Below are 15,214 nucleotides of genomic sequence, written 5' to 3'. Positions count from 1 at the left end.
CACTCCACTAATTCAGAAATACAGAACGTAAATGATAGCTACCAACACAAGCCGGTAAATGGCGAATGGCACGAGTTTGATTTTATCAATCAGCTTCAGGAAGAAACGGATGGTAACAAGGGCAAATAAAAATGCGAAGATGAACCCGACAAGGAAAAACGGCACTGCATCTAGCGTGAAGAACTCCAGGTTCTTGACGAGCGATAAGGCGCTTGCTCCAAACATAATCGGTACAGCCATAATGAATGTGAAATCAGCGGCTGTCCGGTGACTCATGCCGAGAATGACCCCGCCCGATATGGTGGAACCGGATCGGGAAAATCCCGGCCAGAGGGCAATACACTGGAACAGGCCGACAATCAGCGCCTGCTTGTATGTAATCTGGTCCACTGTTTTCACAGTCGGCTCTCCATATTTTTTGCTGACCCAGTCAGCTATGAGCATAAGAACGGCTCCCGCTGCCAGACCGATCATCACTGTTTCTACTGAAAATAAGTATTCATCAACGTAATCTTCGAACAGCACGCCGAGTACGCCGGCCGGCAGAAGTCCGACAATAACCTGTGATAGCTTGAGGTGTGACTGTCCCTCTGTACGGATCGTTTCCTTACCGAACAGCTTATCAAGCCCAAGAAGGTCCACAAACCGTCTCCAGAATACGACAACAACCGCCAGAATCGAACCGAGCTGAATCATAATTTTAAATGTGTTCGCTACGTAAGGATTTAAAAACTCCTTAGATTGCAGCCATAGGTCATCCACGATAATCATATGGCCTGTGGAGGAAACAGGTGCAAACTCCGTTAATCCTTCCACAGCACCCAAAATCAGTGCAACAAAAAACTCCCAAATACTCATTTATTAAATAACTCCTATACTATATAGATTTTCCAACACCCAAATTCCATCATAATCGCTTTTCCCTGAGAAAGTAAGGGTTAATCGGATTTCTTTAGTACAGGACTTCAAATTCTTGCCCGGGTTCCCAATTTCGACACAAAAAAACCGGTACCCCCTGTTCCGAAAGGAAGTTAAGGCACCGGCTTCCGTGCAGACGAACCATTTCTGGACAGGGAACAGCTGGAGAAAGTCCTTGCCAAATCGGAATATTTACTGAACGAAGTGGATATAAAGAAAGTCTTGAAGGAAATGCGGCGGGTCAGTGAAGGACTTGACCGTCATGAGGAACTGGCCATCTCCCTGGATGTGCTTGAAGAAGAATCAGAACGGGATAACCCCCGCATGCCCGTTATTCAGGGGATGCTATCAAACTTCACTTCCATTCCGGAGTTTCAGCCGTTCGTTAAACAAATCGCTGCTTTTTATGAACTTTAAAAGACAGAACGCCATGGTGACCAACTGGTCACCATGGCGTTCTATCTTGTTATTTTATTTGATGAGTAATTCATTTACTTCCACTTTTTTTATCACGATTTTGCACGGCATGCTGCCAAACGAAACAGATTCCAGCCAGCAATTGAAGAGCAAATGTCGTCCAAAGCCATTTCAAGTCCGGCCCTTCCCCTTTTGCCGTCGTGCCTTGCAGGCTATACCCGAAGTACAGGCCGGCGAATGCCACGATGATCAATACAATTCCACCGTACAGTAACGCATTTTTTCGCATGATAAAAATCCCTCCCCAGACCTTTTATATTATACCTCTATTTAAAGTAAATTCATCCGCTTCTTCAAACACTTTCTGAAGAATTGAAAAATAAGTGAAACGAGGAGCCGGGTGAAACGGTCTAATCGGTAAAAGGAGGGCTTCATGATGGAGAAAAGAAATTGGGCCGGGCCTCTTCTGGCGCTGTTGTTTATACTGGTTTTAGCAGCTTGCGGTACAGAAGAAGTTGCCCCTGAAGTGACAGAAGAAGTAACAGAAGAAGAAGTTCAAGAAGAAGTCTTAGAGGAGGAAACAGAAAACGATGGAGAGACGACTGGTGGAATTGTTGCAGGTGAGGTGGAACCGATGATCGAACCCGTGGATGATGACACGTACCGCTATATCCTCAAAAATCAGAAAGAAGAAGCTGTGACCTTTAACTTTACAAGTGGACAGCGTTTTGATTTCGCTCTCCTCAACAAAGCCGGCGAACAGCTCTATCTTCTTTCTTCAGTCAGCACATACATCCAGGCACTCAGTGAAGAAACGATTGCTCCAGGTGAAGAACTCAGCTATGAATTTGATCTGCCACAGCTTGATCTTGAACCGGACACCTACACGATCAAAGCATGGCTGACACCGGAAGACGGACCAGCGTATGAAGTCGAAACAGAATATGTAGTAGAGTAAAGCACCCTGTCCGGGTGCTTTTCTTTTAGTTATAAGTCATGTTAAATGTCTCTGTTGATACTCCGCAAACCAGCTCCACTTTCCAGGAGTTTCCGCTGTTTGCTCCATATTCTGTGCAGTGAAAGACAACATTGTTCTTTAACAGAGCCTAATTATATAAAATCGAGTCACCGATTTTTCACTACTTACTGGAAGAACTCCCTTCTTTTTTCACAGAAAAATCCGCCTGCCTAAGTACTTAAGCAAGCGGATAAAATGCGAATCTCTCACTATATTTTTTCTGTAAAAAGCTTACGATTCAAAATGACGTACTTATTCCACTGTTACTGATTTCGCGAGGTTACGCGGCTTATCCACATCACAATCACGATGCAAGGCCGCATAATAGCTGATCAGCTGAAGCGGGATAACGGACACGATCGGTGTCAGCAGCTCATGGACACGCGGCAGCACTAAGCGGTCGCCTTCTTCTGCAAGGCCCTCCATGGAAATGATGCATGGATAGGCGCCTCGCGCGGCAACTTCTTTCACATTTCCGCGGATGTTCAAGTTAACAGCTTCCTGTGTTGCCAGCGCTATCACCGGTGTTCCTTCTTCGATGAGGGCAATCGTACCATGCTTTAATTCACCGCCGGCAAAGCCTTCTGCCTGGATATAAGAGATCTCTTTCAGTTTCAATGCGCCTTCAAGACCTACATAATAATCCACATTGCGGCCGATGAAGAAGCAATTGCGGGTCACTGCCAAGTACTCGCGGGCAATGTCTTCCATGTTCTCTTTGTCATCCACCTGTGTCTGGATCGCGTTTGCAGCGATGCTCAGCTCCTGCTCAAGATCGAATCCGATGTCGATTCCCTTCGCTTTTGCAGTAACCGACGAAAGGATCGCCATGACAGCGAGTTGTGCTGTATAGGCCTTTGTAGACGCAACAGCGATTTCCGGTCCGGCATGCAGCAGGAGCGTATAATCCGCTTCACGCGACAGTGTAGATCCTGCAACGTTCGTAATGGTCAGAGCCGGATGGCCGAGTTCTTTCACTTTCACGAGCACTTGGCGGCTGTCGGCAGTTTCACCTGACTGTGAAATGAAGATGAACAACGGTTTCTCGGACAGAAGTGGCATATTATAACCGAATTCGCTCGCAATATGAACTTCAACCGGAATCTGAGCCATTTTTTCAATGTATTCTTTCCCGATCAATCCCGCATGGTAGCTTGTACCGGCTGCAATGATATACAGGCGGTCAGCTTGCTTGAGTGCCTCCAGAACGTCCTGCTCAATTGTCAGTTCATCGTTTTCATCCTGGTAGTTCTGAATGATGCGGCGCACAACTGCCGGCTGTTCATCGATCTCTTTCAGCATATAATGCGGGTATGTGCCTTTTTCAATATCATTCATATCAATTTCTGCAGTAAATGGCTGACGATGGATGCGTTCACCTTCCAGTGTATAGATCTCCACACTTTCTTTATTCACAATGACGATTTCCTTGTCCATCAATTCAACAAACTGATCCGTCACTTGCAGCATAGCCATGGCATCCGATGCCACGACATTGAACTCTTCGCCAAGACCAACAAGCAGCGGGCTTTTGTTTTTTGCTACATAGATCGTCTGTGCTTCTTCTGCGTCAAGCAATGCCAGCGCATAAGAACCCTTCAACAGCTCCAGTGTTTTCGTGAATGCTTCTCTCGTCGACAGCCCCTGTTTCGAGAATCTCTCAATCAGCTGCACAATGATTTCCGTATCTGTATCCGACTGCATTTCCACGCCTTCCAGGTAGTCGCGTTGCAGATGATGATAATTTTCAATGACGCCGTTATGCACGAGAGTGAAACGTTCGGTCGTGCTCTGATGCGGGTGAGCGTTCACGTGATTCGGCACACCGTGTGTGGCCCAGCGAGTATGGCCGATTCCGGTGACCGCTTCCACGTTCAGATCCACTTCTGCCCGCAGGTCCGCTATCCGCCCTTTTTCTTTAAATACTGTCACACCGTCAGTGTTGCGCACAGCAATTCCCGCTGAATCATAACCGCGGTATTCAAGGCGTTCAAGCCCCTTCAATAAAATTTCTTTTGCATCGCTTTCGCCAATGTAGCCAACAATTCCGCACATGTAGATGTTCCTCCAATATATAAAATAGGTATGTGAAAGAAGCGCTGTTGTTATACAGCCGCTTTCGTATCACTCATGGACCTGATCCGCCGTTTTGTGCAGCAGATTGCTCTGCTGTTTTACAGCTGACCATAACGACCGGGCCACGGCCGGGAGGTATCCGCCGAAAATTCGATACTCCTCCTCCTCGTCTGCTGGGAAGCTGATTCCGTCCGATTTCCCCAGCACAGGCGCTTGTGATTGTTTTCCGATTTACCTGTATACTTTTCCCTCCTTTAACGGTGTACAAACTACCAGTTCATCATAACCTGTTTCTTTTTATCCCGTCAATTCAACAACAACAAAATCACTTTTGAACCAAACCATCAATCGGAGCTGTCTGAGTTGCTGCCGCGGCTGTTTTATATCCAAAAAACTCCAGGATACGTTTTATGCCAGCATTTCCATTTTTGGTATACGTGTTTATTCTTATAGTATGGAGCAGGAAGTATCATTAAGCTCGAAACAGGCATACATCATGAAAAAAGCTGCAGACAATCCCTTGAATACTACGGGCTGTCTGCAGCTATATCGTATATTTATTAACCAGCTGTCTGCTATTCTTTTAATCCCATTTCTTCACGGACCACTGCTGCGATTTGTTCAACATACCGTTCGCAGTCGTCAGCTGATGCCGCTTCCACCATGACCCGAACGAGCGGCTCAGTGCCGGAAGGACGGACGAGAACACGGCCATTTCCGGCCATTTCCTTTTCCACTTCTTTTATGACCGCAGCGACTTTTGCATTATCGGTCACTGCATGCTTGTTCGTAACTCGGATATTGACAAGTTGCTGCGGGAAGATTTCAACTTCATTCGCCAGTTCAGACAGTTTCTTACCTGTGCTTTTCATGATATTCACAAGCTGCATACCGGTCAGGAGACCATCGCCAGTTGTATTGTAATCGAGAAAGACAATATGACCGGATTGTTCGCCTCCAAGGCTATAACCGTTCGTTCTCATTTCTTCCACAACGTAGCGGTCACCTACTGCTGTCTGGACACTTTGTATTCCATTGTCTTCCAGTGCTTTATACAACCCCATATTGCTCATGACGGTCGTCACAACTGTCCGGTTTTTCAGCCGGCCTTCCAGGTTCAGGTATTTTCCGCATATGTACAGAATCCGGTCCCCATCAATGATACGGCCCTGTTCGTCCACTGCAATCAGCCGATCCCCGTCTCCATCAAATGCAAGGCCGATATCCGCGCCTTTTTCTGTTACAAGGGATGCCAATGCTTCAGGATGTGTCGAACCGACTCCATTATTAATATTCAGGCCATTCGGTGAAGCGCCCATGGAAGTGATATCCGCATCAAGATCAGCGAACACATGCGTAGCGAGCTGTGAAGTTGCTCCATGTGCACAGTCAAGTGCCACATGAATTCCATCAAACTCTTCATCTACCGTCTGTTTCAAATACTGAAGATATTTCTGACCGCCCTCAAAATATTGTGTGATATTTCCAAGATCGCCTGCAATCGGCCGCGGAAGATTATCCGTTTCGGCATCCAGCAGTTCTTCAATCTCCGCTTCCTGTGTATCTGATAACTTAAAACCGTCTGGTCCAAAGAACTTAATACCATTGTCCGCCACCGGATTATGCGAAGCAGAGATCATAACACCTGCATCCGCACCGACAGCACGAGTCAGGTAAGCAACGCCCGGGGTGCTGATTACACCAAGCCGCATTACTTCAGCTCCTACTGACAGCAGACCTGCCATCAGTGCACTTTCGAGCATTTGCCCCGAAATTCGTGTATCCAGACCGATCAGCACTTTCGGTTTGTCTTTTGCTTCTTTTGTCAGGACATGTCCGCCGATCCGGCCCAGTCTGAATGCAAGTTCCGGCGTCAATTCGGTATTCGCTACTCCGCGTACGCCATCCGTCCCAAAATATTTACCCATACTTTTCTCTCCTTCAACCCTTGTCATCCGCTATGCCAGCTACACTTTCTTCACAATTTCAACCGTCACATGTCCCGGAGCTACAAGCCATGAGGCAATCGCTCCCGGGCCTTTGAATTTCACGGATAGCCGCTGCCTGCCGCTGCGTTCTTCCGCTTCCACGTATATCGAAAAATCAGCCGCCGTCAGCGCGGCCAGTGCTGCCGGGTCACCGGTGACTGCCAGTGAAAGGCGGCCATTCTCCGGTTCGGGAAATGAAACAGTATATCCCTTGCCGAGCCCTTTTACTTCAACCGGTACATTCGCGAAAATCCGCCGGCTCTCGCCGGTATCAGTCATCAGCACTTCAGTAGCCTGGAGTCCTAAATCACCTGCAGCTGTACCGGATTCTGCTGCAATGTTCGCACTGACAGTCAATTCTGTCGGAGCAACCGACCGTGTTCCCTGCGGCGGAGACAGGGCTACTTCTATCGTCCGGTCTGAAGCAGTCAGCACGCCGGTATTCACGCTGACGATATATTCCTTGATGGCATCCACTGTACTTTTGGGTCCGAAAATCTGAACTGTTTCCTGTGAAGGAAGGAGCTCCTGCACGATAAGTCCCTCAGGTGCCTCACCCGACTCCCGGATGGTGACCGGTACTTCGCGGCTGTACTCCGCCACATTCACTCTCACTTCAGTGGTCTCAGGCTCAATGGATACTGCCGGCTGTTTCAGCGCAGCATCCAACACCCGAATCTGCGCTTTTGCAGTAAACGACTCATCAATATCTTCCGCTTCGGTGCTTAAAATAGCTTTTACGACATCAATCGATTCCACTGCACTTTCCGCACCTGTTACAAGCACTGTATCCGGCTCTGTCGCTGTGCTTTCGATGTAGTAGCCCTCAGCCAGAATCTGTTCATTGATCTCGGGATCAATCGGGAATTCTTTTGTGACCCGCTCTTCAATTATTATATCCAGTACTACCGGATTCACCCGGACCTGAAGTTCTTCCGGCAGGTTTTCGGTCTGAATCATCACTTGGTGCTCGCCATACGATAACTCGCGTAAATCAACGAATAATGTAAAATCCATTAATTTCTCTGTCGTCTGGACAAGATTCGCCGGTCCTGCGATCTGCACGTCTGCAACAGGCGGCACGCCTGTAACGACCGCACTTTCATTATCATAATAGACTTCAATCGGCACATCCGTCAGCACTTCCGTCACCCGCGCATTTAGCCCGGCCGCTTCCTCGGCATTCTTCACCGTGAAGAACATGAGGATGGCCAGCAGAAGTGCAACAATGCGCAGAAACCAAGGATTATCCATCATTTTATCCATTGCGCTTCCCTCCCCGGGACCACCAGGATGAATTTTGCTGCTCCTCGCCTTCACCAAACCAAAGCTGGCGCAGTTTCACTTCAAAGTCCTCGATTGACAGGTTCCGATGGAGATCGCCATTTGCCGTCAGGCTGATAGCACCCGTTTCTTCAGAAACCACAATCGTAATGGCGTCAGTCACTTCACTGATTCCCAGAGCGGCACGGTGGCGCGTTCCGAGTTCTTTTGAAATGAATGGGCTTTCTGACAGCGGCAAATAACATGCTGCCGCGGCTACCCGGTTTTTCTGAACTACAACGGCTCCATCATGCAGCGGTGTATTTGGAATAAAGATATTGATCATCAGCTCTGACGTCAAATCAGAATTCATCGGAATTCCGGTTTCAATATAATCGCTTAAACCCGTTTCCCGTTCTATGGAAATCAATGCCCCGATTCGCCGCTTCGCCATATAGCTGACAGATTTATTCATCGCTTCAATCAGGCGGTTGCGCTCTGACTCTTCCTGCAGTGTGCTGCTCGCGAACAGCTTGCCCCGGCCGATCTGTTCAAGTGCCCGGCGAAGTTCCGGCTGGAAAATGATGATGATCGCCAGGACACCCCATTCAAGCACTTGCTGAATGAGCCATTGCAGCGTATCGAGGCCGAGTGCCTGCGTGATGAACTGGGCAATAATGATGACGAAAATACCTTTTAATAATTGGACGGCTTTCGTTCCTTTTACAATTGCAATTAATTTATATATGACAAACCACACAAGCAGCACATCAGCTACGTTGATGACAAGCTCGAGTGGCGTCTGATTTGCTAAGTCTTCCAGAAGCGGCATCTGACAACCCTCGCTTTTTCCCTCACTTGCTTTTCAGTATAGCATACTATCAGGGTTATTGCGGCAGCAAAAAAGCCGATTCCCCCAATGGGAACGGCTTATTCGCCCGCCGGTATACCTTCTTCTTCAAAAATTGACATCATACCCCGGATTTCGGTCTTAATCGTGTACCAGAGCCACTCAAATGCCTGATCGATTTCTTCACTGCTGCCGGTGATTATGCCTGTAGAAGCCATATAAGCAGAACCGTTTATCACCGTCACATCCCCCTGCACTTCCCCTTCAATCCGCAGATCACCATTACGTACAGTCAGATTGCCAGTGACCACTTCCCCTTCCGGCACGATGACCATCTCGCCTTCAACGATTACGTTCGGCTGTTTTGTGAACGAGAAATGTTGCTCGTTATTGAAATTCGAGAATAAGAGCGTACTCATCAGCAGCAGGAACACAGCAGCTGAAACCAGAAATGGGTGAGCCTGCAGCCAGCGTCTTGATTTCACCCGGGTTTTTTCCTTCGGCAGTCCGCTGAGTGTCCGGGCGACAAAATCCGGAGGCGCTTGAAGATGAGAAGTACTTTGAATCAACGCCGCTGTCTTCGTTAACTCATGGTAATGCTGCTGACACTTTTCGCATGTCTGCAAATGTTGTTTTAACGTTTGTTCCTCTCGTGAATTAATATCGCCATCCAAATAATCGTGCATCAGGTCTATAATCCGATCGGGACATACAGCCATGCGGCTCGCCTCCTACAAATTGCTCAATTGCTGTCGAAGTGCTTCTCTTCCCCGGTGAATCCGGGTTTTTACAGTGGCGATCGGTAAATCCAGAATTTCACTGATCTCCGCCAGAGAAAGCTCCTCCATGTATTTTAATACGATCGCTGCCCGGTACTTGTCGGGTAAGCGGCTGATTTCATATTGTACACGGTCCTGCACTTCCATCGTGAGGACTTCCTCTTCCGGCAATTTGTCCTTGTTTGGAATCTGTGAATACAGCGTCAATCCTTCCGTCCCTTTGACCTCTGCATCCAAATGGTAATCCGGTTTCTTCTTTCGGATCCGGTCAATGCACAGATTGGTCGCAATGCGGAATAGCCAGGTAGAGAATTTCCGGTTCACATCAAACGTGTGGATGTTCACATAGGCCCGTGTAAATGCCTCTTGCGCTGCATCTTCCGCCTCCTGCCGATTGCCGAGCATGCGAAAACAAATCTGATACAGCTGGTGCTGATAAATTTCGACCAGATCGCCAAATGCATTCCGATCCCCTTTTCTGACTTTCTCCACCCTTTTTTTGACTAATGCATCCATGCGCTCATTTCCCTCCGCCTATGCGGCTATCATTTATATACGGTCCAAAAGATCAGAAGTTTCACTTTTTCTTTTCTTATCGTAACAAAAGAGCGGGTCGGGAAACTATTCAATTCTTGATAATTTAGCAAAAATTGGTGCAAAAAAAAAAAAAGAAGCGGACTCTTATGTCCGCTTTTCTTTATAACAATTTTTCGCCAAATAGTGAACCGATCAGCGCTACGGCCACATCGGCAGTCCGACTCTTTTCATCTAGAATCGGATTCACTTCCACAAATTCCACGGAGGTGATGACTCCGGCGTCATACAGCATTTCCATAGCCAGGTGGCTTTCCCGGTAGCTGATCCCACCTGGAACCGGTGTGCCGACGCCTGGTGTATAAATCGGATCGATCCCATCCAGATCAAGTGACAGATGGACGGCATCCGTCTTCCGCTCCTCCGTCAGGTACTGAATGGCTTCTTCCATTACCGCATTCATGCCGAGCTTATCGATTTCATGCATCGTGTACACCCGGACACCTTTTTCTTTGATCAGTTTGCGTTCGCCTGGATCGATTGACCGGGCACCGATAATGACGACATTCTTCGGATCTATTTTCGGGGCATAGCCGCGCAGGTTTACCAGCTCTTCATGGCCGATTCCCATACTGACCGCAAGCGGCATTCCATGAATGTTTCCGGATGGCGATGTATCACTTGTGTTCATGTCTGCATGTGCATCATACCAAATAACACCAAGATTCTTATGTCGATTCCCGATTCCTGCCAATGTGCCGATTGCGATGCTGTGGTCGCCGCCCAGTACAAGCGGGAAACTGCCGGCTTCCGCTACACTGCTTACTTTATCACCAAGTGCAGTGCTCGCTTCCGTAACCGCTTTCAAGTTCCGGAGATTTGTACCTTCAGAGGTTTCTCCTGTACGCTTGCTGACCTGGATGTCCCCTTCGTCCGTAACCGTGTGCCCAATACTTTCAAGTCGCTCTGTTACGCCGGCATACCGGATGGCGCTTGGTCCCATATCGACTCCCCGTCGGTTCTGCCCCAAATCCATTGGTACACCAATAATCGAGATATTTAATTTATTCATAATTTTATACCTCTCCTTCCATTTGAATTTATTGTATCGCGTGCTGTCAGATGGCTCAACTCAACATAAATTAGTATAATTATTCAAAAGCAAGTGCGATCGGAACTGGATCGTTGGCCATTCCGGGCTGGTGATGGAAAACAAAAACGCATTCCGCGGCTTCCGGTGGAACGGCTGCGTTCGCTCGAACACAGCCGGTGACACCAACTGCCAAAGCTTGCAAAAATCCCGCTGCGCACAAGTGCCGGATTCGGACTGTCGCTAATTCCATTTCCATTTCCATTTCTTTCCCCTTCACCCGAAATAAATCGCCTGAATCCGCTCTGCAAGCTCCAATTCCAACGTATCCACCTTGCCTGTCAGTAAATAAGTGCCAACAGTCGGCAATGGAAACAACTCAAAATCCCCTTCGATTATTCGTCCCTCGATCAACTCTCGCCGAACAGTGGATTTTGGCAGAAACGATACACCCAGCCCTTCCTGGATGAATCGCTTGGCAATATGTGCCTGTGTGACTTCCATTGTCCGGACGTTCGGCAGCCGGTTCCGCAATTGCAGCAGCAATTCTTCCCAGAATGTCGGATGGTGACCTGTGAACAGAGAATATTTATTGAACATTTCGTGTGCTTGGATCGGCGGGCCGCTCTCGTCATCGTATGCATCTCTCGGTACGATGAAGAGGAGCGGATCGGTATAAAGAAGACGGGTTTCGATTTGCCGGGACACCGCTGGTCGTGCGGAAATGCCGGCTGACACTTCCCCTTTCACCACTAACTCTTCAATCCGAATGGATTCTTCCACCCGAATGGCGAGTTCCACATCGGCATGGTCAGTCATGAACGAACGCAGTAGATAAGGAAGAACAGTTTCCGCCATCAGCGGTGTAATGGCCAAGGTCCATTTCCGACGATAGCCTTGTGCGTAAGACCGGAGACGTGTGATCCCTGCATCGAATCGATCGAGAATGGCTTGCGCTTCCTGTTGAAAGAGCCGGCCTTCTTCCGTTAACAGTACCCGGTTTTTCTCCCGGCGGAACAACTTCACACCGAGATGTTCTTCAAGTAGCCGGATATGGACGGTTACATTCGGCTGAGACATCAGCAGCCGTTCAGATGTTTTACGGAAATTCAGCGTTTCAGCGGCATCAGTAAAGGTTCGGAGCCAACTCAATTCCATGGTTGCACCTCTTCGATTAATTTTATTTATCAATTTTATTATAAATAATTAATTTTTATAATCAATGAATGGAGGTACAGTAAAGAAAAGGAGGAATTCAAGATGTTCCAGAAAGGTTTGAAAAATATTGTAGCTGTACAGACTCATATCGCTTCAGTGGATGGAGACAGTGGCACCCTACAGTATCGCGGCGTTCCTGTTGCCCAGGCAATCCATAGCCGATCGTTTGAAGAATTAGCGTTTTTCATGTGGGAAGGGCGATTTCTTGCACGCGATGAACTTGAGCAGTTTACCGGTCAATTTAATTATCACCGGGAATTGCCGGAACATATTCAGCAGCTCATTCGTTTGCTTCCGGCGGAACTTCCCCTGATGGATGGGTTGCGGACAACCATTTCCGCATACTCGACCGACATATTTAACCGATTGCCGGGCCGTGAACAAGCGATCGCACTGACAGCAGCCATGCCGGCCATAATCGCTTCGCTGTACCGGCAAAAGCATGGGCTGAGGCCTATTCCCTCCAATACCGATCTCGGACACACGGCGAATTTTCTCTGGCTCCTTACGGGAATCCTGCCAAAACAGGTGCATATTGATGCTTTGGGAACATATTTGAAGCTGACCATGGAACATGGCATGAATGCGTCAACGTTCGCTGCCCGAGTGACCATTTCAACCGAGTCCGATCTTACCGCTGCCGTCACTTCTGCATTGGGCACGATGAAAGGGCCTCTCCATGGCGGGGCGCCTTCAGGTGTTATCGATCTACTGGAGGAAATTGCAGTACCAGATCATATCCGGTCCGTTGTACTGAATAAACTGCAGCAGGGTGCAAAAATCATGGGCTTCGGTCACCGGATTTACCGCACTGCCGATCCCCGCTCGGTTCTGCTTCGGGAAAAATGCCTGGAACTCCAAGCGCATGATCCCTGGCTGGATTTAGCAGTGCAGGCTGAGGAAGAAATAACGGAATTACTTGCTGAACATAAGCCCGGACGCCAGCTTCACACGAATGTAGAGTTCTATGCAGCTGCAGTTATGCGGGCGATTCAGCTGCCGCCGGAACTGTTCACGCCGGTATTCAGTGCTGCCCGGTCGGTCGGCTGGTGTGCTCATGCATTGGAGCAGCTGGAAGATAACGTCATCTTCCGGCCGCAGTCCGAATACATCGGTTCCTGAACAATTGAAAAAGCAGCTACGCAATCTTGATTGCATAGCTGCTTTTTGTATAATTTCCAGCTGACACAGGAAGTGTCCCGTTAATCATATCAGCGGGCCGCCACTTTTGATTCCGTTAAAGACAGGAATTCCTCAACATCTTGTTCACAGAGGGCGATGGCACTTTCCCAGAAACTTTCTTGCGTCAGATCCACGTTCAAGTGCTTTTCTGCCAGTTGTTCGGCTGTCATGCGGCCGGTATCGCGAAGGAGCGCATTATAAGATTCTTCAAAATCCCCGCCTGATTCCAGCGCTTTTGCGTAAATCCCGAGGCTGAACAGGTAACCGAATGTATACGGAAAATTATAGAACGGCACGCCGGTGATGTGGAAATGCAGCGTGGATGCCCAGAAGGTGGGGTTATAGCCGGCCAGTTCATTGCCGTATGCTTCTTTCTGTGCATCTGTCATTAGCTCGTTCAGCCGTTCAACGGAAACCACTCCCTGTTTCCGTTCCTCGTAGAATCGGGTTTCGAACAGGAACCGGGCATGGATGTTCATGAAGAATGCCACACTGCGCTTGATCTTATCTTCCAGAAGCGCAATTTTCTCTTCATCGGATGCCGCATTTTTGACAGCCGCATCCGCAACAATCATTTCTGCAAAGGTAGAGGCTGTTTCCGCCACATTCATCGCATAGCGCTGGTTCAGGGATTCGATATCATTCATCACGTGCTGGTGGTAAGCATGACCCAATTCATGCGCCAACGTAGAAACATTGCTGGCCGAGCCGGAATACGTCATAAAAATCCGGGTCTGTTCACTGTCCGGAAAGCTTGTACAGAAGCCACCCGGCCGCTTGCCTGCCCGGTCTTCCGCTTCAATCCACCGGCTCTCAAAGGCATGCTGAGCGAAATCAGCCATTTTTGGGCTGAAGCGGCTGAACTGTTCCAGGATAAATGCCGCTCCCTCATCGTAACTGACCGACTGATCGGCATCCGCAATCGGTGCAGACAAATCAAACCAGTCGAGCTTTTCCAGTCCAAGCAGCTGGGCTTTGCGTTGCAGGAACGAAACGAACGGCGCTTTATGCTTCGTAATGGCGCCCCACATGGCATTCAGAGTTTCTTCGCTCATGCGGTTCAATTCCAACGGCTCTTTCAGCGGACTCTTCCACCCTCGGTGCTTATAAGTTTGCAGGCGGAAACCAGCCAGATGGTTAAGCGTTTCTCCAAACAGGTCAGACTGCTCTGTCCAGGCTTCGCTCAGTTTTCCGAACACTTCCTGACGGATGCTGCGGTCGGGTTTGCTCATTCTGTTCGCGGCTTGCCCTACTGATAATTGTTTCGGTTCGCCGTCTTCTGTAACTTCAATACTTATCTTTCCAACAATGGTGTTGTAAATCTCTCCCCACGCCTGATAACCATCGATCGCCAAATCATTGATCAACACTTCCTGTTCCAGGGAGAGTTTTTCTTTCGCCTGGGTGCGGCGCTCACTCAGCACAAAAGCGAGCTGGGCGAAAGCGGGTTGTTCCAGCAATCCGCTCCATCTGCCGTCATCAATTCTGGCCAGTTTCTGGTCAAGTTTTGCCAGTACGGAAGCATGCCGGGCACCTAATTCGTTCCGTTTGCTTCCCAGCCCTTTCGCTTCCTGATCGCTGACGTCCTGGGCGGTCAAACAGCTTACAAATGCGCCAATTTCCCGCACTTGCTTGAATGTCCTGTCCAGCAGTGCCAGCACGGCGGATAATGCCTCAGCGTCATTAGAACCAGCCGGCTCATATTCATCCGTCCGCTTTTCCAGCTCTGTCAGGTTTTGCTCAAATTGAGCAATATATGTACGCAATTCCGCTGACTTGCTTCCACCTTCGAAAATCGAATCTAAGTCCCACGTTTTTTCATACGATTTCATTTTGATCTACTCCTTTTCAAACTGAAAAACGGAAAGTCTGTCATAAAAT

At 48.5% G+C, this 15,214-nt stretch carries 15 protein-coding genes; 3 read left to right on the top strand and 12 right to left on the bottom strand.

What is annotated here, in order from left to right; translation table 11 throughout:
* Positions 1-12: 12 nt before the first annotated feature.
* Positions 13-858 (bottom strand): undecaprenyl-diphosphate phosphatase, encoded by an 846-nt coding sequence (locus B0X71_RS00990; protein ID WP_077587703.1) that lies wholly within the window; start codon positions 856-858, stop codon positions 13-15.
* Between the two features lie 282 nt (positions 859-1,140).
* Between B0X71_RS00990 and B0X71_RS00985 the strand changes: the two genes are divergently transcribed.
* Positions 1,141-1,335, top strand: a complete 195-nt coding sequence (locus B0X71_RS00985) for a hypothetical protein (RefSeq protein ID WP_156889764.1) — start codon at positions 1,141-1,143, stop codon at positions 1,333-1,335.
* Between the two features lie 70 nt (positions 1,336-1,405).
* On the opposite strand, the gene B0X71_RS00980 is transcribed toward B0X71_RS00985, so the two are convergent.
* Positions 1,406-1,624: a hypothetical protein gene (locus tag B0X71_RS00980; RefSeq protein WP_077587701.1), complete on the bottom strand. Its 219-nt coding sequence runs from the start codon at positions 1,622-1,624 to the stop codon at positions 1,406-1,408.
* Positions 1,625-1,771: 147 nt separating this feature from the next.
* Here B0X71_RS00980 and B0X71_RS00975 point away from each other — a divergent pair, with 147 nt between their 5' ends.
* Positions 1,772-2,293 (top strand): BsuPI-related putative proteinase inhibitor, encoded by a 522-nt coding sequence (locus tag B0X71_RS00975; RefSeq protein WP_077587700.1) that lies wholly within the window; start codon positions 1,772-1,774, stop codon positions 2,291-2,293.
* Positions 2,294-2,605: 312 nt separating this feature from the next.
* Here the strand turns inward: B0X71_RS00975 and glmS are convergent, their stop codons facing one another.
* The 9 genes from glmS to B0X71_RS00930 all read right to left on the bottom strand — a co-directional run bounded on the left by glmS (position 2,606) and on the right by B0X71_RS00930 (position 12,091).
* Positions 2,606-4,408, bottom strand: a complete 1,803-nt coding sequence (glmS, locus tag B0X71_RS00970; protein WP_077587699.1) for a glutamine--fructose-6-phosphate transaminase (isomerizing) — start codon at positions 4,406-4,408, stop codon at positions 2,606-2,608.
* Positions 4,409-5,004: 596 nt separating this feature from the next.
* Positions 5,005-6,357, bottom strand: a complete 1,353-nt coding sequence (gene glmM / locus B0X71_RS00965; protein WP_077587698.1) for a phosphoglucosamine mutase — start codon at positions 6,355-6,357, stop codon at positions 5,005-5,007.
* Positions 6,358-6,396: 39 nt separating this feature from the next.
* Entirely contained in the window at positions 6,397-7,683 is a 1,287-nt protein-coding gene (locus tag B0X71_RS00960) for a CdaR family protein (RefSeq protein WP_077587697.1), read from the bottom strand.
* Positions 7,676-8,512 (bottom strand): diadenylate cyclase CdaA, encoded by an 837-nt coding sequence (gene cdaA, locus B0X71_RS00955; RefSeq protein ID WP_077587696.1) that lies wholly within the window; start codon positions 8,510-8,512, stop codon positions 7,676-7,678. The genes B0X71_RS00960 and cdaA overlap by 8 nt, the downstream gene beginning before the upstream one ends.
* Positions 8,513-8,610: 98 nt before the next feature.
* Complete coding sequence (locus B0X71_RS00950; protein ID WP_077587695.1) at positions 8,611-9,249, bottom strand: anti-sigma factor family protein; 639 nt, start codon at positions 9,247-9,249, stop codon at positions 8,611-8,613.
* A 12-nt stretch (positions 9,250-9,261) separates the two neighbouring features.
* Positions 9,262-9,825 (bottom strand): RNA polymerase sigma factor SigW, encoded by a 564-nt coding sequence (sigW, locus tag B0X71_RS00945; RefSeq protein WP_077587694.1) that lies wholly within the window; start codon positions 9,823-9,825, stop codon positions 9,262-9,264.
* 181 nt (positions 9,826-10,006) lie between these two features.
* A complete protein-coding gene (gene rocF, locus B0X71_RS00940) occupies positions 10,007-10,915 on the bottom strand; it encodes an arginase (protein ID WP_077587693.1) in 909 nt (302 codons plus the stop codon).
* A gap of 79 nt (positions 10,916-10,994) precedes the next feature.
* The gene (locus B0X71_RS00935; protein ID WP_077587692.1) at positions 10,995-11,198 is read right to left on the bottom strand and encodes a hypothetical protein; all 204 of its coding nucleotides are present in this window, start codon (positions 11,196-11,198) and stop codon (positions 10,995-10,997) included.
* 11 nt (positions 11,199-11,209) lie between these two features.
* Positions 11,210-12,091: a LysR family transcriptional regulator gene (locus tag B0X71_RS00930; RefSeq protein WP_077587691.1), complete on the bottom strand. Its 882-nt coding sequence runs from the start codon at positions 12,089-12,091 to the stop codon at positions 11,210-11,212.
* Positions 12,092-12,193: 102 nt separating this feature from the next.
* Here B0X71_RS00930 and B0X71_RS00925 point away from each other — a divergent pair, with 102 nt between their 5' ends.
* Positions 12,194-13,273 (top strand): citrate/2-methylcitrate synthase, encoded by a 1,080-nt coding sequence (locus B0X71_RS00925; protein WP_077587690.1) that lies wholly within the window; start codon positions 12,194-12,196, stop codon positions 13,271-13,273.
* Between the two features lie 89 nt (positions 13,274-13,362).
* On the opposite strand, the gene B0X71_RS00920 is transcribed toward B0X71_RS00925, so the two are convergent.
* Positions 13,363-15,165, bottom strand: a complete 1,803-nt coding sequence (locus B0X71_RS00920; RefSeq protein WP_156889763.1) for a M3 family oligoendopeptidase — start codon at positions 15,163-15,165, stop codon at positions 13,363-13,365.
* Positions 15,166-15,214: the final 49 nt, after the last annotated feature.

The sequence above is a fragment of the Planococcus lenghuensis genome (genome assembly GCF_001999905.1).
Lineage (GTDB): Bacteria > Bacillota > Bacilli > Bacillales_A > Planococcaceae > Indiicoccus > Indiicoccus lenghuensis.
This window is presented reverse-complemented; position numbering and strand designations above follow the sequence as displayed.

Excerpts from the sequence above, each read along its gene's own strand:
- B0X71_RS00990 (WP_077587703.1), bottom strand. The coding sequence starts at position 858 with ATGAGTATTTGGGAGTTTTTTGTTGCACTGATTTTGGGTGCTGTGGAA.
- B0X71_RS00980 (WP_077587701.1), bottom strand. The coding sequence starts at position 1,624 with ATGCGAAAAAATGCGTTACTGTACGGTGGAATTGTATTGATCATCGTG.
- B0X71_RS00975 (WP_077587700.1), top strand. The coding sequence starts at position 1,772 with ATGGAGAAAAGAAATTGGGCCGGGCCTCTTCTGGCGCTGTTGTTTATA.
- glmS (WP_077587699.1), bottom strand. The coding sequence starts at position 4,408 with ATGTGCGGAATTGTTGGCTACATTGGCGAAAGCGATGCAAAAGAAATT.
- glmM (WP_077587698.1), bottom strand. The coding sequence starts at position 6,357 with ATGGGTAAATATTTTGGGACGGATGGCGTACGCGGAGTAGCGAATACC.
- B0X71_RS00960 (WP_077587697.1), bottom strand. The coding sequence starts at position 7,683 with ATGGATAAAATGATGGATAATCCTTGGTTTCTGCGCATTGTTGCACTT.
- cdaA (WP_077587696.1), bottom strand. The coding sequence starts at position 8,512 with ATGCCGCTTCTGGAAGACTTAGCAAATCAGACGCCACTCGAGCTTGTC.
- B0X71_RS00950 (WP_077587695.1), bottom strand. The coding sequence starts at position 9,249 with ATGGCTGTATGTCCCGATCGGATTATAGACCTGATGCACGATTATTTG.
- sigW (WP_077587694.1), bottom strand. The coding sequence starts at position 9,825 with ATGGATGCATTAGTCAAAAAAAGGGTGGAGAAAGTCAGAAAAGGGGAT.
- rocF (WP_077587693.1), bottom strand. The coding sequence starts at position 10,915 with ATGAATAAATTAAATATCTCGATTATTGGTGTACCAATGGATTTGGGG.
- B0X71_RS00935 (WP_077587692.1), bottom strand. The coding sequence starts at position 11,198 with ATGGAAATGGAAATGGAATTAGCGACAGTCCGAATCCGGCACTTGTGC.
- B0X71_RS00930 (WP_077587691.1), bottom strand. The coding sequence starts at position 12,091 with ATGGAATTGAGTTGGCTCCGAACCTTTACTGATGCCGCTGAAACGCTG.
- B0X71_RS00925 (WP_077587690.1), top strand. The coding sequence starts at position 12,194 with ATGTTCCAGAAAGGTTTGAAAAATATTGTAGCTGTACAGACTCATATC.
- B0X71_RS00920 (WP_156889763.1), bottom strand. The coding sequence starts at position 15,165 with ATGAAATCGTATGAAAAAACGTGGGACTTAGATTCGATTTTCGAAGGT.